This is a genomic window from Enterococcus sp. DIV1421a, from assembly GCF_051711025.1.
Lineage (GTDB): Bacteria > Bacillota > Bacilli > Lactobacillales > Enterococcaceae > Enterococcus_B > Enterococcus_B hirae.
The window spans coordinates 2807000-2825169 of the sequence record NZ_JBIOLU010000001.1; the positions used below are offsets into that span (position 1 = coordinate 2807000).

The 18170-nt window shown below is 36.3% G+C and carries 11 protein-coding genes; 1 reads left to right on the forward strand and 10 read right to left on the reverse strand.

The features are described 5' to 3' along the window. Position 1 precedes the first annotated feature (1 nt). Positions 2–955: a 1,4-dihydroxy-2-naphthoate polyprenyltransferase gene (gene menA, locus IGK21_RS12715; protein WP_181918513.1), complete on the forward strand. Its 954-nt coding sequence runs from the start codon at positions 2–4 to the stop codon at positions 953–955. Positions 956–1053: 98 nt separating this feature from the next. Here menA and IGK21_RS12720 read toward each other — a convergent pair whose 3' ends face one another. From IGK21_RS12720 to IGK21_RS12765, 10 genes are all read right to left on the reverse strand, one after another. Then, entirely contained in the window at positions 1054–2106 is a 1053-nt protein-coding gene (locus IGK21_RS12720; RefSeq protein ID WP_225792567.1) for a hypothetical protein, read from the reverse strand. Between the two features lie 33 nt (positions 2107–2139). Further along, complete coding sequence (locus IGK21_RS12725; protein ID WP_010737219.1) at positions 2140–3024, reverse strand: hypothetical protein; 885 nt, start codon at positions 3022–3024, stop codon at positions 2140–2142. Positions 3025–3126: 102 nt separating this feature from the next. Beyond that, positions 3127–6180 carry a lysozyme family protein gene (locus IGK21_RS12730; protein WP_252703185.1) on the reverse strand — a complete coding sequence of 1018 codons (3054 nt, stop codon included), beginning with the start codon at positions 6178–6180 and terminating at the stop codon, positions 3127–3129. A 32-nt stretch (positions 6181–6212) separates the two neighbouring features. Then, the gene (locus IGK21_RS12735) at positions 6213–8549 is read right to left on the reverse strand and encodes a VirB4-like conjugal transfer ATPase, CD1110 family (protein WP_181918514.1); all 2337 of its coding nucleotides are present in this window, start codon (positions 8547–8549) and stop codon (positions 6213–6215) included. Next, positions 8546–8908, reverse strand: a complete 363-nt coding sequence (locus IGK21_RS12740) for a PrgI family protein (protein WP_010737216.1) — start codon at positions 8906–8908, stop codon at positions 8546–8548. The genes IGK21_RS12735 and IGK21_RS12740 overlap by 4 nt, the downstream gene beginning before the upstream one ends. Before the next feature lie 11 nt (positions 8909–8919). Continuing rightward, entirely contained in the window at positions 8920–9744 is an 825-nt protein-coding gene (locus tag IGK21_RS12745) for a hypothetical protein (protein WP_010737215.1), read from the reverse strand. 24 nt (positions 9745–9768) lie between these two features. After that, entirely contained in the window at positions 9769–9999 is a 231-nt protein-coding gene (locus tag IGK21_RS12750) for a hypothetical protein (protein ID WP_010720705.1), read from the reverse strand. 469 nt (positions 10000–10468) lie between these two features. After that, entirely contained in the window at positions 10469–12214 is a 1746-nt protein-coding gene (locus IGK21_RS12755; RefSeq protein ID WP_370566299.1) for a VirD4-like conjugal transfer protein, CD1115 family, read from the reverse strand. Between the two features lie 46 nt (positions 12215–12260). Continuing rightward, entirely contained in the window at positions 12261–17555 is a 5295-nt protein-coding gene (locus IGK21_RS12760; RefSeq protein WP_181914733.1) for a hypothetical protein, read from the reverse strand. Between the two features lie 64 nt (positions 17556–17619). Further along, entirely contained in the window at positions 17620–18126 is a 507-nt protein-coding gene (locus IGK21_RS12765) for a hypothetical protein (protein WP_034700156.1), read from the reverse strand. Positions 18127–18170: the final 44 nt, after the last annotated feature.

The following is an 18170-nucleotide window of genomic DNA, read 5'->3' on the forward strand; positions in this document are numbered from 1 at the left end:
TATGACACTAAAGATCTTTTTAGAAGTAGTAGAACTACGAACAAAGGTGGCTAGTGTATTTCCTTTTGCGATAGGGGTTTTATTCTCTATCGCTTTTTTTCATGAAATACATTGGCTTAATACAGGGTTGTTTTTTATTGGTATGTTGGTTTTTGATTTAGCAACTACAGCAATCAACAACTATATGGACTACCAAAAAGCCCATTCGAAAACTTATAAATACCAAGAAAACGTAATTGGACGAACTGGCATCTCACCAAAACTGATCCAAAAAATGATCCTAGGAATGATTTTATTTGTCTTACTGATTGGTGTAATCCTAACCGCTAGAACTGGGATTTTATTATTATTGATGGGCGCTACTTGTTGCTTCATTGGCATTTTTTATACCTTTGGGCCCATTCCCTTATCACGAATGCCTTTAGGGGAAATTTTCAGCGGTGTAACAATGGGGTTGGGAATTTTTGCCATGGTCATTTACATCAATACTTACAGTACGAAAGTATTTGATCTGATTCTTTCTTTTCAGACAGGAACCTTCCGTTTAGAAGGAAACATTTGGAGTATCCTAACGATCATCCTAGCTTCACTCCCCTTGGTTTTTACGATTGCCAATATCATGTTAGCTAATAACCTACGGGACTTAGAAAGAGATATCGAAAATCATCGCTATACTTTAGTTTTTTATATTGGGCGTCCCATTGGACAATTGTTGTTCCAGTTATTGATGTATGCTTGTTATCTGTTCGTCTTGATTGGACTATTGAGCCATGTCTACCAGTGGCCAATCTTGTTGACTTTTCTCACATTACCAACGATCTATCGTAACTTGCAACAATTCAAACAATCCTTGCCTCACCCCATCAGTTTTAGCTATGCCATCAAAAATATGATCTTGTTCAACAGTAGTTATGCATTGGGCTTACTTTGCAGTATTCTGTTGTCTTATGTTTAGAGATCCATTGATTTTTCAAATAAAAATAAGACCCATGAAGTCAATGAAAAGCTGTGACTTCATGGGTTAATTTTAAGTTATCTTAGAATGCTAATCTTTTACCTTACAGGTGCTTGCAAAAGCTGTCCCTGTAAACCTTTCGTTAGTGTATTGCCGCCGATTATTCGTTGGTTTTGTGCAGTTAGTCTTTTAGCCTGTGGTATTGCATGTTTCGTAAGATCAGTAAGCTTACTTAGTTCTCCTTTACGAGACATGGTATTACCGACGTCAAGTGCGCTCACTCCCTTTTTAGCATTTTGAGCCTGTATCTTTGCATCTATTAAATGAGTTTTATACTCTGCTCTTGCAACTGGATCAATCGAACCCTTGAATTTGATATGACTATTGACTCGATCTTTAATTACCTTAGTATCATCTCTAGTTATGAGGTCTTCTAATGCTAACTTATTAAATTTTTTTAGTGGTTGTTGGAGCAATTCTCTTTGCCTAGCTTCTGGCGTAATACCTCTCACTTCATCAATCTTTCGCCCAAGCCAGCCTCTTTTTTTCGGACCGTTTAATTTAAGTAATGGAGAGTTTTGTTTTTCTAGTGCCTTTACTACCTCTGGATTCCCTGCACATAGTTGCGTAACGAAAGCTCTCTGATTAGTTGTATCTTTTAGAGTGGCTTGATAAACTTTTCTTGCATTTGGATCAATCGAACCCAAGAATCTGTTCTCACTTAGGACTTTATCGCGAATGACCTCATTCTCATTCATGAGTGGTTTTAATAGGTTCTTATCAAATTTATGAAGTGGTTGTTGAAGTAGTTTATCTTTCCATTTATTTTGCCTAGCTTCTGGCGTAATACCTCTCACTTTATCAATTATTCGCCCAATCAACCCTCTCTTTTTCGGTTCGATTAATTTAGCTAGTTTAGGATCTGCTTTTATTATTTTTTCTATTTCACTACCGTTTTTTCCTTCACATAGTTGAGTAAGAAAAGCTCGTTGTTGATTCTCTTTCCGTTTATTCCATAATTTTTTCCCAGCTCGACCTGCGCGTATTAGCATTCTTCCAATAAAAAGTGTCGCAGTAACAGCCCATCCTGGCATCTTTTTAAAGAGTCTTTCGGTATAATCTAGTTCTCTTTCCGTTCCCGGTTCCATCATATATTTTCACCTCCTTCTTATTTTTCATCTGAATCAGACATTCTTTTTCGTTGCTTCTTCACGTGTGGTCCCATCTTGAGTGGGAGATACCGCTTCGTATTCTTTCTCGTATATCGTAATCCAATTAAATGAACCAGGGTCGCCTCTTAGGGCATATTTCGAGCCTTTTTCTCCAATAGAGAAAGAAACTTCTTCTTTTCTACCGTTATCGTCGATTTTCGTGATGACAAATACTGCACCGTCTTGATCTGGATTGACGGTGACAACACGATAATCATAAGTGAGCTCATTGACCGTTTTGTCTTCTTCGATTTTTTTCTGGATTAACTTACCGTCTTTAAATTCTAATGTAAATGTTCGATCGGTATTCGTATTTTCCCATGCGCCTTGTTGTAAGACGTCTAACCAAGCTTGTGAAATCACTTGTTGTGCTGCTTCTGCTTGTTCGGTGATTTCTTCTTCCATTTTGACTTTAACTTCTTCATTTGGATAGAAGTAGATTTCTTCTTTATCTTCTTTTAAATAAAAGATTGTACTTCCCATACGTGATTGTAATTTGAGTTTTTTCATGGTTCCTTCTTTATCTTCTAGCACTAAATACCCGTTATCGACTAAGTAATATTTACCAGCTGCTAGCCAAGAAGAAGCACGATAGGTCCCGTCGGTTTTTAATTCTAGTACCATTTCGTCACTTCGATTGGAGTACCATTTACCACTATAAGTAGTGGCACTGTATTCTCCTAATCGTTCCTTACTTTCCGCTGTTTCTTCTGTCTGACCTTTTTTAGTCGTCTCTTCCCGATTGGCTGTGTTTGAGAACAATGAATAGCTTGTCAAACCCAAGACCACAACGAAAAAAACTGTTACCCCTATTAAAAAATTTCTACCTGTTTTGGTTTCTAAAAAATTTTTGATCATATTTTTTCCTAAAAATAAAGATTTTCGTTATTTTTAGGAATTACTCACCACCTTTACTTTTCACGAATTGACTAATGAATCATTAACTAGCTAGTCGAAAGATTAAGGCACCCCATATCCAGAGATTGCTGAATGATCGAGTGTATAGGTTCTTCTTCGAACCATATTTTCTGAATTACCTTCAATTACTTGAATCGTATTTCCACCTGTAAATTCAACGATCCCCACCTGGTCTTTCCCCGTTTTATTACCTTTCCAATCAAAGAAAATCAAATCCCCTGGTTGCGGGATGTAGCCTATATCAGTGGCTTTGAATTTATTATTCTTTTTGTACCAATTGAACATATCTAACGGTCTTACAGTATTCGGTACACGACCTTGACTGAGATACCCTGCTTGTTCTGCTACCCAAGTAACAAAGATCGCAGACCATTCCATTCGGCTCTCATAGCCAGCCCACTCCCAATATTTATTGCCATTTAACGTACCGATTTCTTTAGTTGCCACCTCTACCAACTTGCCAGTAGAGTTTGAGAGGTTGTAAGAAATTAAGCGTGCATAGAACATATCACCAAATGCGTAACGCCAGTTATAGCCAAGATCTAAAGCCACGCCCTTATTATAAGAAACAACTTCCCCATTACTTCTTTCTTGCGCATAAGCTTTGCTATGCTCAAATGTATATTTACTATCTGTACGGATCAACTCGTCCAAATAGTCTTCCCCATAATTGTAAGCTTGGATCGCTGCTAAGTTACCTAATTGATACATTTGTGCTTTTCTTATTAAATTTGCAAAATAAGCTACACCTAATTCAATTGACTTTTCTGGGTTGATCGTTTGATTCAAATTTTGTGCTTTCGCAATTCCCATAATATCCGGAACGGTTTCACCATCCCCACCACTTTCTACCCAGATTATGGATAGTATGACATTGGTAAATGATTCAATGTTCTGTTTTTTTGCTTCTGTTACTACTTTTTCTCGCCATTGAACCACTTTTTCAGGTGGATAAATAAGCTCACCTTGCGATTGTTCTCGATCATACTGACTTAATTTCGTACGATTTCCATAAACCAAATTTTCAATAAAAATTGTCGGATTGATTTCTGGATTGCGGTAGAGGAAGATTCGTTTTTCTTTCATGATCATCAATAAATTACCGTCAAATTTGTCACTTGTGTAACCAATCAAATCTCCGCTTTCTAAAGAAGCTCCTTCACGTATGATCGGCGTCACATTAATATAATAAGCTTGGTATTTCCCTGTTTCCGTTTTGATACTTGTTGTCGTTTGCTTTTTCCCATTTAGATCTCGAGCCGTACGTGTACTGATCTCTGTTACCTTCTCGTTTGATGTGGCATAGACAGGCGTTTGTGGTTTCGCATCAATGATTATTTCATCATTCATATTGGCATCGTCCCGACCGCGATAACCATAATTACCAATAACAGAAGCATACGAAACTTTCCCTAAAGGATTATCCATAAAAATCTTATCCTGAAAACGATCGATTTCTAACACAGGATAATATTTATCGATTTCATCTTGTGAGAATGCTGAGATCGTTCCTATCACTTTATTGTTTGAATAGAGTTCGATTTGAGGATCTAAATCAAGAAATTCAGCAATCGTTTGTACTTTGACATTCAGCGTGACGCTGTCTTTGTCTTTTTCTTCTTTATCTTCTTCTTCTTTGTCTTTAACTTTTTCTTCTGTATCTTTATCTTCTTCAAATTCGACTTTGTATGTAAAAGTGCCATCATGGATTGCGCGAAGTTCATCTTCTACTTTTGCAATCTTAACTGGCTCTTCCTCCATTGGCGAATACTTATCTTTAAACTGGGCATAAAAAGACATATATAATGGAGGACTCATGGAGGTTTGGTCTTTTAGTCGTTTCAGATAATTAGGAAGCGCACTATTTTTAATATTATAATTTTCATATTTGGCATTTAAGTAATAGATATAGTTATCCCCATTTGAAGCAAACGAAAATTGTTCCGGATCGGCAACCATTCCATTCACTTCAAAATAAACTTCATCATGTTCTTCAACTAATTGATTGTAACGATTATAAACATCTCTATTTTTAGAGGCATCCAAATAGGAAATATACTCAAATGCTTCAGCAATCGCCATATCTTCTGTTTTCAATGTGAACAAGGCGACAATAAAAGTCCAAATCGCTAAAACAACCGAGATTACCACGAGAATGATCGCTAGTATAACGATAACTATCGCGATGATCAATAGCGCCTTGATTGTAATCACTAAAAAAATCAGCGTAATGAGGATCCCGATAATCGTTAGATCGCCCTTTTCATCTCGCCCACCAAGCATTTTCATAGTCGCTTCTTTTGCTTGCCCTTTTGGTGACAGCTTTTGAGCCATATCTAAAAATTTTGGCGCTGATTTTGCTTTACCTAGAAAATTCTTGAAGAAACCACCCTTTTTACCAACGCCTTTTGTAGGATTTACATAGACAACTTCCGTGTTTTTACCCTTACCAAAAATATTGTACCATTTTTTTTTGGTGGATTTCACTGAATCTTGAGGTGCAAATCCTTTTTGATCTTTGTAAGCAGTGTAGCTGTAAGGGGTACTATCCTTAGAAGAACGAGCAACCAAATTGCCTTTTTTTGTTTCTTCTGCTACTTTTTTTAACTGTTCTTTTTTTAGCTGTTTCTTTTGCACATTCACTTTTGGTTGATCTGTCGACTGTTTTGTTCCCTGGATATTATTCTGACTTTTTGAATCAGCACGTAATTCCTGTCGCACTTTTTTTTGATCATTTTTGCGTTTTATGCCTAAAACTTTACGGAACCTATTTTTAGCTAATACGACGGTTTTATTTCCAAATTCTTCAACGTCTCGTTTTATTTTTGAAATTTGTTTCTTAGTCAGTTTAATCTTTTGTTTCCCTTGTTTAATGACTCTTTTTAAACGAGATTTTTTTTTAATGATTGGTAGTTTATCATTTCTATGGACGATTATCGTTACTTTAATTGTCTGATTGTTTTTAAGGATCGCTTTTGTTAGTTCTGAACTTTTTTTTTGGTCTTTGATGAGACCTTTGGTTTTTTCTAATCCTGTGCTGATAATACTATTTTGTGATTCCTGCTGTTCGTTATTGGGTTCATTCAAATCGGGCACTGTGACGTATCCTTTCTGATTCCATTTTCGTTTTAGTCTTCACCAGGTTTGGTTGACATCATCTTATACAACTGCGTATCTTTCGGAAAATGATCATAAAAAGGTAAAGTTGTATCGCCAAATACCATCAGTCCATAACCTTCTGGTGAATTCACAACAAATTTTTCTTGTTCTTCTGAGATATCAAATAACCGGACTAATTGTGAACGGTCAGATTTTGCTTGATTGAGCATCATGACGAAATCACTATTTGAAAGCATCCGCCGCGCAAGGTCCGAAAGTAAAAGTGTCTCCACATTCTGTGTAATCCCAGTTGGAATTGCCCCCCACTTTCTGGCACGACTCCATAATTCAAAGAAATAATTTTCAGAATACTCATTTGTAAACAGTAATTGCATTTCGTCGATATACAACCAGGTCCGAACGCCTCTTTCCCGGTTGGTAGTGATCCGATTCCAGACTTGGTCCAACACGATCAACATCCCCATTGTTTTGAGCTGTTTCCCTAAATCTTTGATATCATAAACAACGAGCCGTTTGGTAATATCGACATTTGTTTCAGAGGAGAATACTGACAAACTTCCTTCGATATAAATTTCCAAGTCCGTCCTCAATTGGTGCGCTTCTTCTTCCTCTTGCTCTTGTAAGATGTGGTAGAAATCTACAAAAGTTGGCATCCGATCGCTAACCGTTTCATACGTTCGACGACATACACGGTCGATCAACGTTTTCTGGGTAGAGGTTAGCCCCAATGCACCGCCAATGATCAAGTCGAACAATGAAATCAAAAACTCCGACTTTAAAACAACCGGGTCACTATCATCTCCATAGTTTTCGTTGATATCCATTGGATTGATCGTGGTAGCGGAATCACTAGCGATCTTGATAATCTCACCATTAAAATTTTTACCGATAACGGAATACTCACGTTCAGGATCAATAATGATGACTTCATCTTCGGCATCACGCAATAGTACATTTACGATCTCACGCTTCACCGAGAAACTTTTACCAGAACCAGGAGTTCCTAGAACAAATCCATTGGGTGCTTTTAATAATTTCCGGTCAAGAGATAAAATATTCTTTGAAATAGCATTTACGCCATAATATTTCCCATTTTCTTGAATTAGATCTGAAATAGTAAACGGCACAAATATCGCAGTGCTGGCAGTCGTTAGTGTTCGATCCAATGGCAATATATTATTTCCTAAAGGTAAGGTTGCGTTCAGCCCAGCCTCTTGCATAAATTCTAACTCGATGATCTTAAATCCAAATTGTCGACCAATAGAAGATACCTCGTCATGTACTTCTGTTAATTTTTCAACTGTTAGGGCATGGAAATGGATACTTCCAGTCATCGAATAAAGCTTTTGACCCTTGTTCTGTAAATCATCAACTAAATTTTTCGCTTCTGTTAGCGAATAAGTCAAATCATAGGAAAGCATTTCAAAATCGTAGCCGTTTTGTAGGGCTTTTTTCTGTTCATCCACTTTTTGTTGTTCCATAAAAGCTAATTTGGTCTTCACTAAGTCAAATGCTTCATCTTGCTCAAGTGGCTTGATATGTAATGTAATCACCAACTCTTGAGGGATTTCTAACAGTTCAAAAATAAAGGTATCTGCTAGTTCCGATGGATATTCTTGCAAATAAACGGTTTTGGCATAATGATCATCCATTTTCAAGTAGTTTTTGTTTTGTTTCAGTTCAATCACTTCTGGTAGGATATCCTCAATTTCTGGTTCTTCCTTATCGCTTTTTGTTAATAAAATATCAGACAAAATTGTCAACATCTGTTTTTTCTCAAGACGGTTGATCCTACTACCTAATCGACTCGCAAACATTGCAAAGCGATCTACAACCATTTCCAGCTCTTTATGAGCAAGTTTTTCTGTTTGATGTTGCTGGATGAAGGTAAACAAAATCCGTTTCTTATAGCCATTTTTTTCTTCATCCAGTTTTCTGGAAATAACATCATTCATTTCTACGCGATAAGGATCTAAAAAATCATTCTTTTCTTGGTAGTAGAGAATTGATTGCAATTCACTCAACGGTCGTTTCTTTTTGTAGACAGTTAACTGTAGCTGGGTTTTACTACTTAAAGAATTAAGGAAATCACAATATTGCGAGAAAATCTCAATCTGATTCTCTTCTGATGAAAGCTGATAGTTGATATCTTCTAATTCGACTGTGATGGAGTACGTATTATCATCCAGTTGACAAACACCGCTGGGAAAAATTGATTTAAAGTAAAAAGTATCGCGCAAAAAATCCACATCTTGTGGATTTTTTTTCTGTTGTTTCTTTATATTTTTAGAAGTCTTCTTTAAATTTTTATGATTATTCTTTATTTTTGACTTTAATTTCATCATCGTTCTTGTCCGCCTAATTCTTTACTTTCTGACATGTCTTGCTGACCATCATTCTTTTTTCGTTTCTTTTTTCTAGTTCCTGTCGAAATATGGTATTTAAAAAATTGCTTAACATAAACTTCAAATGATAAGCCATTTCGTTTGAACCATCCAAAAGACACGATTGGAATAGAGGCAATGATCATCAACCAACTGATGATTTCGATTGGCATTTTTAACCATGCAATGAATATCAGTGCGATCGCGACATTTACCCCGCCAGCAATACAAAGACACAATAATTGTTTTAGATTCATTCCTGCTATTACTTTTTCTTTGTATTCTTTGATATCTTTTGGAACTTTTACTTCTATTGCCATATCTCCCCTCCTTATGATGCAGATATTAGTGTTTTGGCCCATCCTTTAGTTTTATTGATAGCTAGTAAGATTCCAATCATATAGATCGTTAATCCTAAAATAATCCCAAACATATGGGTGCCAACGTCTTCCATTATTCTCATGAATAGCATTGGATATGTAACTAAAACCAGGGCGATAAAGGTTGACTGCAACCCCGTGGCGGCAAAATTTTTAAAGAAGCCTTTGGTCATAGCAGAAAATTCTTGGCTTGGTAGAGCCCCCATCGGAATTGGTGCCATCGCGCTAAAAATATAAAGCTCCATAAATCGTAAATAAATCGTTACCTGAATCAACGTCCGTACAACAAGTGACACTAAAAATAGAATGAACATAATTAATAGCACAGCGATTTGTGACCAGAAATCTAGATCATTTACCGCCTGTTCTACTCTTGCTGCTACATTCGCTACAGTTTTTTCGTCACCTACTTGTAAAATTTTATACGTTAAATTAGAAGTAATCACTATGATTCCGTCTAACAAAACTTGAATTTTTAAAATAACCACATAACAAATCGCAAATTTAATAAATGATTTGATGATCATTTCAAACCCAAGCATTGGTGCTCCTCCAGCTCCCTCAACCTTAAGTGAAATTTTTTGAAATTCCAAAAGAATAAAGATGGCTAAAATAGACAATGAAAGCGGAATAACAACTAGTTCCTGTAAATCTACTACTAATTTATATGCATCATACATGTATCCTGATAGATTCTTACTCAGAGTGTATTTTAAATCATCTCCATTCAAATAAAACATGATTTGATTAAAGAGCCACATTATCGCTGATGTCATAAATTAAATCCTGCTTTCAGTGTATTATTGTAAAAGTGAAGAGAAATCAAATTGAGTTGCGAACCAGCCTGCAGCAACTAAAATCAATCCACCACCGACAATTTGCCAAATTCCTTGCTGTAATTGCGGACCATTTTTATCTTTTAATGCACCAGCTAAAATGACCGTTCCCCAAATTAGCCAAAGACCTCCACCTACTAAAGTGAAGTTTGATACTAAACTAAAAACTTTTTCTAATAAAGCTGCATCTTTCATTTAAACATTTCCCCTTTTTTGAGTTATTTATTATTTGTTACTACTTTTAGTATATGGTAATTTTTCAACCGATGTTTGCCAGTTATTTCTAAGTTGAGAAATTTTAGAAACTCCCTCTCTCAAATTTTATAATTGACTAATTTAGTCAATATATGTAAGAGGTCCTTATCAAAAAGCAGACTAGCTGAGAAGAATAGTTACTCTAAAAAATTTTAAAATTCGTTATTTTGGACACAATAGATTGATTCATCTACAAAACTTGGAACATCTATCCATTTTTTTCAAATAAATGCACAGCGCTTAAGAATTGATTCCTGAAAATAAGTCGAAAAATCAAAAATGCTCAAAATAACAAGAAGCCACTTTTGGATTCACCATGATTTCCGAGTGCCAGACAGTCCTTATATCATCTTCTACTAGTTTCACTCAGCATCATTGACAAGGATTAAATTCCTATTACATATGTATGTTACGTAGTGGAAGGTGTAGAGAGATTACGTTCATACATATATGAGTCTGTCACATCCCCTAATTTTTTATAGTTTTTATGTTTGACAATGTCATATTTTTCAGATAGGAAAGGATTTGCTCCACGTATTTTTAAAATACATTGTTGCCCTTTCAAACTGGCTACTTCATCGGGGTCCATCAAATTACGCCCCAGCTTTTGGAAACTTTCATTGAATGATCCATTTGAGCCTTTAGTGACACTGATATTTCTTTGTTCGATCGTTTCTTTACCTAAAAGTTTAGAAATATATTCATGCGTACTTTGTTCCATCCCACCTAAATATAAAAAGACGTCACTCGTACCAATAATGGTTTCCCAAGTATCTTTATACAACGTTTTTAACTGACTAATATTTTGTAAGATCACATTTGTTGAGATTTCTCGACTTCGAATAACCGAAATAACTTTCTCAAAATCCGGAATTTGACCAATATTGGCAAATTCATCTAGAATACAGCGAACATGACATGGTAAGCGTCCTTTATAAATATTATCTGCTTTGTAGACCAGCATATCAAAGAGCTGTTGGTACATCATACTGGCTAAGAAGTTAAAACTGGTATCTGTATCTGGCAGTAAGATGTACAAAATCGTTTTCCGATCCCCAATGGTGTCCAATTCTAATGTATCTTTAGAGACCAAGTCTTTGATACTAGGAATATCAAACGGAGACAACCTTACCCCTAAACTAACTAAAATACTCTTGGTCGTCTTATCCCCTGATAGTTTGAAAATTTTATATTGCGCAACCGCGAAGTTTGTTGGATCTTTCTCTTCTAACTCATTGAACAGCACGTCTAAAGGACTGACGAATCCAGGAACATTTTCGTCAATATCTGCTAGACGTACCAATTCAATCACATTTCCTAATGTGCGATCTTCTTCAACGACTTCTTGGATCAAATAGCTAAAAATCGCCATCAATAAAGCAGTCTCTGCCTTTTCCCAGAAATCATCGCCACCTTTTTTATCAGGATTTGAAGTGTTTTTAATCAAATTATTTACGATTTTTAGAATATCGTCTTCCGTTCTTATGTATTTAAATGGATTGTAGTGATGGGTGTCACGCCGATTGATCAAATCAAAGACTTTGATATTGTAACCCGCTTCCTCAAACATTTTTCCTGTTTCCATCAATAACAATCCTTTGGAATCACTGACTACATAGGAAGAATGCATTTGCATCAGATTCGGTTTTACATAAAATCGCGTCTTACCACTACCGGCTCCTCCAACCACAACGACATTTTTGTTACGGTTAAAATTATCTTTACCAGTAATTTTCATTCGTCCTGACAAGGATAAACTCTCTGTTTTAGTCAATATGATATTAAAACTCTTTTTCTTCGCCAAAAATGGTTTGATATCTCGAAATTTCCCCCATTTTGCACTTCCATATTCTTCATTTGGGCGTACTTTTTTTTCATCAAACGTTTTGTATAATACTAGTAATCCATAAGAAAGAACAAAAGCGAGCCCTCCCAGTAATGACTTTACGTTAAATGAGAATTGGAAGGAAAAACTAGCTATTTCATCAACTGCGTGAAGAAAAGATCTAGCTATTTTTTCCACAAATGTTACGGTTGTATTTTGATCAATCGTAAATAAAAAAAATGTACGATTCCCTATATACATTAATGTACTCACCACAACTACGTGGACTACCCATAAAACATATTGAGACTTTTTCAAGTGGTTGTTCATCCCTTTCGTTACTTAATTTGAATATAGCGTTTATGTGATATTATCACTAACGTCCGTAGCCCTCCGAGCGCTGGTGATCATTTTTACTGCTCACTGATGCTCGTCCACTAGATTGTTTTGCATTAGTTGGATTATTCAGCACTCTACTAACAGAATCCCTTAATCTTACTTTGTCAGTTTCTGTCTGTTTATTCAAAGTAGAAATGGAAGATATACTCGTCCGAGCTGATTCTTGTTCTTGCGTTTTTTGGCTCGTCTGCGTTTTCTGTTTTTCAGCTGTTTGCTTTTCATTGTCTATCTGAGCCACTCGTGCTACTCGCGTATTAAAGTCAGGGGTAAGAGAGTGGTGCTGTCCTAGTTCTTGCACTTTAGCTGAGCGTTCGGTAAATAACTGTTCACGCTTCGCATTTTCTCGATTAGCTAATCGATTTTGCAGGGGTTTCAATAAGTATTTATCAGCAACCCACACACCTAGCAACGTAAAAAGGGCAGGAACTGCTATAGCTGCTACTGAAGCAATAAGTGTACCAGAAATCGCTGGAAGTGCTGCGGTTAACAGTAAAGGTAAGCCGAAAGTAGCTAACCCAACAAATAGGGCGACTCCAATTAACGTTTTCACTTTATTTCTCCATAAACGTTTGGCGAAATTGGTTGTCGTCATCAATGCCGCATTTTTTACTCGAGTAGCAAACGGCAACCGCTGTCCGTTAGCATCCAACCCTTTTTTCAGATTTTGGTTTTCTTCTGATGAACGCTTTTCAGAATGGGCAATATCGAATGTTTCTTTTATTTTCTTTCCGATTGGAACAAAGGTTTTAGCGTTAAGATTACTTAATTTTTCCTTACCAAATTTATATGGTCTAGCCACTACTTTACCGACTGGTTTTAAAGGTCGACCAATTGTTCTAGCTGTCGAGCGCACAGATTTTCCGATGGATTTAAAAGGTCTAGCAATTGTTTTTGAACCTTTTTCTAGCGCTGCCACTGTCTTAGGAAATCTCTCCTTAGCAAATCGTTGGACTCTCTTGGAAGTACGTGGAATGATTTTAGGTACGGCATTTACTAAGCGTTGACCGACATAACTACCAATAATCACGCCTCTTAACCAGTTGACTACAGCGGATCCATGTAATAATTGTGTGCCAGTAGGCATTAGCGGAAGAGCGCCAGCCATCGCACTAAAAAACGCCATCGGTGCAACCCACAGTACTTGTCTTGCTAAAAACAAATAAAATGAAGGGCGGGTCAGCACCTGATACCATTTCTTTTTAAGATCTTTATAAGTAATTTCTTTTAACTCTTCGGCTTTTCCTTTCAATTCTGCCGTATCTTGCTTAACATTTTCGAGTTCCTTAGCTAGCACCTGAGGATCCTTTGGCTGTATCTCTTCTAAAAATTCAGCTAATTTTTTTTCATCGCCAAGAATTGTCTTTAAACCTTCACATAGTGTTTTATTTTTAGTAAGATCGATTTCTATCTTAGATCTTGCTGCTTTAGACTTCTTCGATTGATCAAGGAAAAAATTATTGTACGGTCCATATTTTTTTAATTCTTCATCGTGCTTTATCTTTTGTTCGACAAACGCGACCTGAGATCGTAATCTTTCTACGTATGCTAACTTTAGATCTTCAACCGAAACTGATTTTTTCACACTATCTGTTTCATCTAATGTACTGTTGACGTTTTCCGGCATAGAAGTTTGGTTCATGTCACCTTCTGATACTGAACGTAAATCTGAAGAATCCTTTGGTAGTGGAACTTGATTTGTAAAATTATTTATTTCTGAATCGCTATTGGGTGTAGACGGTTGGTCTAAGGAATCTCCTGGTGTTAAAACTTGGTTTGTAAAACTGCTTAATTCTGGAAATTTATTGAGTTCAGCAGTTTGATTTGTAATTTCCTTTGATAAACTAGCTTTACCATTAACATAACGCAATTTAACTCTTGGTATAAGAATTCGGTCAAATTGGTCAAAACTGTGACTTGGTATAGCCTGTTCCGTCATTACTCCGGGAGCCGAATTTCTACGAACTAACTTGTCATGATTTTTTAAATCTTGAGTTGTAGATAATGATGATAGTATACGTTCTGAATTGCTTCGTTTTAAGTTTGAAGCAGGTGATTGATCTAAGGAATCTCCTGGTGTTAGAACTCGTTTTGTAAAACTGCTTAATTCTGGAAATTTATTGAGTTCAGCAGTTTGATTTGTAAATTTCCTTGGTAAACTAACTTGACCATTAACATAACTTTGACCATTAACGTAACGCAATTTAACTCTTGGTATAAAAATTCGGTCAAATTGGTCAAAACTGTGACTTGGTATAGCCTGTTCCGTCATTACTCCGGGAGCCGAATCTCTACGAACTAACTTGTCATGAGTTTTTAAATCTTGAGTTGTAGATAATGATGATAGTACACGTTCTGAATTGCTTCGTTTTAAGTTTGAAGGAGGTATCTTCCAAAGTTCACGCAATGAAGTGGCATATTCAAACTCTTGAATTTTTTGAGATATACTTGTTGTTCGTTTGTCAGATGGCGTAGTGAGTTCTGGTGCACTATTTCGGCGACCTTTATCTGTTTGTTCTCTATGTACTTCATGTAATGTGTGACTAACTGATCTAGATCTTGCTATTCTATTTGGTCTACGCTCCTCTTGTTGGCTAAGTCCATGAATAAAATTTGCTTTAGGACCTTTCCGGAGCACGAGGGAGTCTTTTTCTTCTATATTATTAAATTTATGGATTAGATTTTTCACATGGCCAGGGCCAGGGCCAGGTCTATCATTTGCCGAATCCTTTTCTGATACACTATTTGCGAGACTATTAGTAGCTTGAATTTCAGGCTTAGCTTGCTTTCGCAAATCGTCTTCTGATCGATTGAAAGAATTATTCGTTTGCTGCTTGTTTCCTTGTGGTAGATTACTTCCATTTTTATTAGGTGTTTTTACTGATACTGTTTGGTCGGGTTTTGACTCTCCATTCTTTTCAAACGTCGAAACTATTTCTGATACATTACTTAGGCGATTGATAGATTTAGATTTAGTTTCAGGTTTTGCTTGATCTCGCAAATCGACTTCTGATTCATTGAGAGAATGATTCGTTTGCTGCTCGTGCTCTTTTGATAGATTACTATTACTTAGGCGATTGATAGGTTCAGGTTCAGGTTTTGCTTGTTCTCGTAAATCGTCTTCTGATCGATTGAAAGAATTATTCGTTTGCTGCTTATTTCCGTTTGGGTTAGACACTTCTTGTTGGCTATGTCCTTGAGCGAATGTTATTCTAGGACCTTTCTGAAGCTCGTGAGAGTCTTTTTTTTCGCTATTAAATTTATCGATTAGCCCTCGCACATCGCCACTGTAAGGTCTAGCATTTGCCGAATCCTTTTCTGATGCACCATTTGGGAGACTATTAGTAGCTTGAATTTCAGGCTTAGCTTGTTTTCGCAAAACGTCTTCTGATTCATCGAGAGAATGATTCGTTTGCTGCTCGTGCTCTTTTGATAGATTACTATTACTTAGGCGATTGATAGGTTCAGGTTTTACTTGATCTCGCAAATCGTCTTCTGATCGATTAAAAGAATTATTCGTTTGCTGCTTATTTCCGTTTGGGTTAGACACTTCTTGTTGGCTATGTCCTTGAGCGAATGTTATTCTAGGACCTTTCTGGAGCTCGGGAGAGGTTTCTTTGTTGCTATTAAATTGATTGATTATACTTTGCACATCGCCACTGACAGGTCTATTATTTGCCGAATCCTTTTCTGATGCACCATTTGGGAGACTATTAGTAGCTTGAATTTCAGGCTTAGCTTGCTTTCGCAAACCAACTTCTGATTCATCGAGAGAATGATTCGTTTGCTGCTCGTGCTCTTTTGATAGATTACTATTACTTAGGCGATTGATAGATTTAGGTTCAGGTTCAGGTTTTACTTGTTCTCGTAAATCGTCTTCTGATCGATTGAAAGAATTATTCGTTTGTTGCTTGTTTCTGTTTGGTTTAGACACTTCTTGTTGGTCTTGTTGGCTAAGTCCTTGATTGAATTTTATTCTAGGACCTGGCTGGAGCTCGTGAGAGGTTTCTTTGTTGCTATTAAATTGTTTGATTATACTTTGCACATCGCCACTGACAGGTCTATTATTTGCCGAATCCTTTTCTGATGCACCTTTTGGAAGACTATTAGTAGTTTGAGTTTCAAGTTTAGCTTGGTTTCGCAAACCAACTTCTGGTTCATCGAGAGAATGATTCGTTTGTTGCTTGTTTCCTTGTGGTAGATTACTTCCATTTTTATTAGGTGTTTTTACTGATACTGTTTGGTCGGGTTTTGACTCTCCATTCTTTTCAAACGCTACAACCCTTTCTGATACATTCATTTGGTCTTGATTTTGTTCTAATACACTCCCCCTATCCTGTCTTTTTTTCCTCCTTATAGTGGCTGTCTCTACGAGAACTTTTTTCGCCTTGTCCTTTCTGTTTTCTACTTCCTCTTTCGTAATATCAACTGCAGTAGCTTTTGCATACATCTCTTCCAAAGTATCCGTTTTTATTATTTCAAAATTCTCAGTTCTCATGAATTCTTTAACAAGCTTCTTAATTTTATCAACAATCTTAGCGTCTGTTATTGTTTGGCCTCTAACCTTATCTGGCGCATTTGGCAGATCTAGCGTATTTGGCGTATTTGACATCTCATGCATCATTTTTTGATTTTTCTGACTAACATTATTTAATTCATTTAATTTTTTGTTACAATCTGCTACTTCGTTTCGTTTGTGCTGCTTAAGCCCAGTAAGTTGTTGTTTCGATTGACTGATCTGACTAGCTAATATTTCGGCCAGATCTTTATTCTCAAAGTACTTCGTTTTTTCATCTATTGCGATGGCTCCAAGATAATCATTACTTTCATGACTATTATTAGATAAAAAAACGTCCTTTGTTTCTAATTTTTCTATTGTGGCCTTATACCTTTCATGCTTTACGATCTTCGTTTCTTGTTCCTTTTCTAATACATTAATTTTTTGTTGAAGTTGCTCCCCGCTGATTTTTCCCTCGGCGTGTTCGATTCTTGCTTCATACTCAGTTTTTTCACTTTGTAATTCAAACACTTTACGATCCCCAGCCATCCGTCGAAGTACTTCAAATTTAAAGTCATCTAACATATCTTGCACTTTTAAAAGTGCAGTCTTTTCTCCATTATTCTCTTGGATTGGCTTTTCACAAAGAGTAAAGACATTTTCTTTTTTGACAGAAAACGACGATGCTTCTTTGATAAACTCTGACTTTAAATTAGATTTATTTTGCCATTCACCGGTTTCGTTCTCCAATATATTCTTTCTTACCAAGTAGTTCATTCCTCCTCCATCCTTCTTGGATCATTCTACTAGATCTATTCTAATTGCATAATAGCGCAATTTATTAAATCTGATGTGCAATTTCACTACGACCGTTGTTTATTTGGAAACCATTTGTTAGACTATTTTTAATATCTATACTGGTTTTTACTGCTCCCGTAGTGGCATCTTTCATACGCTTTTTGTCATCTACTTGTTTATCTGATACTCCCACAGGATTTTGTTGTTGCGCCACTGTCCAAATTGGTTGTAATTTTGAAACTTGTTTATCAATTGGTTGTAATTCTGGAACTTGTTCATCTTTAAGTAATGGGACCTTATCTGTTTCTTGGCTTAGGTCTTGTTTTTCTTTGGCCAATGCCTTTCTTTCTTGCCGTTTATTCCATTTTTTCTTAAGAACTTTATATCCTTTTCGAAGGTTAACCCCAGTCCATTTTACTGCTATCCAAAGCTTATCCCCAGTCCACTTCGCTACTTCCCAAGTCAATTTTAATAATTTCACAGTCAAAAATCCCAAGCCCCCAAATAGACAGCATAAAAGAAACAACATACTACGATCTTCAGAATCCATCACTTTTTCCTCCTTTAAATTTTTTTATTTTTTTGTTTATTTTA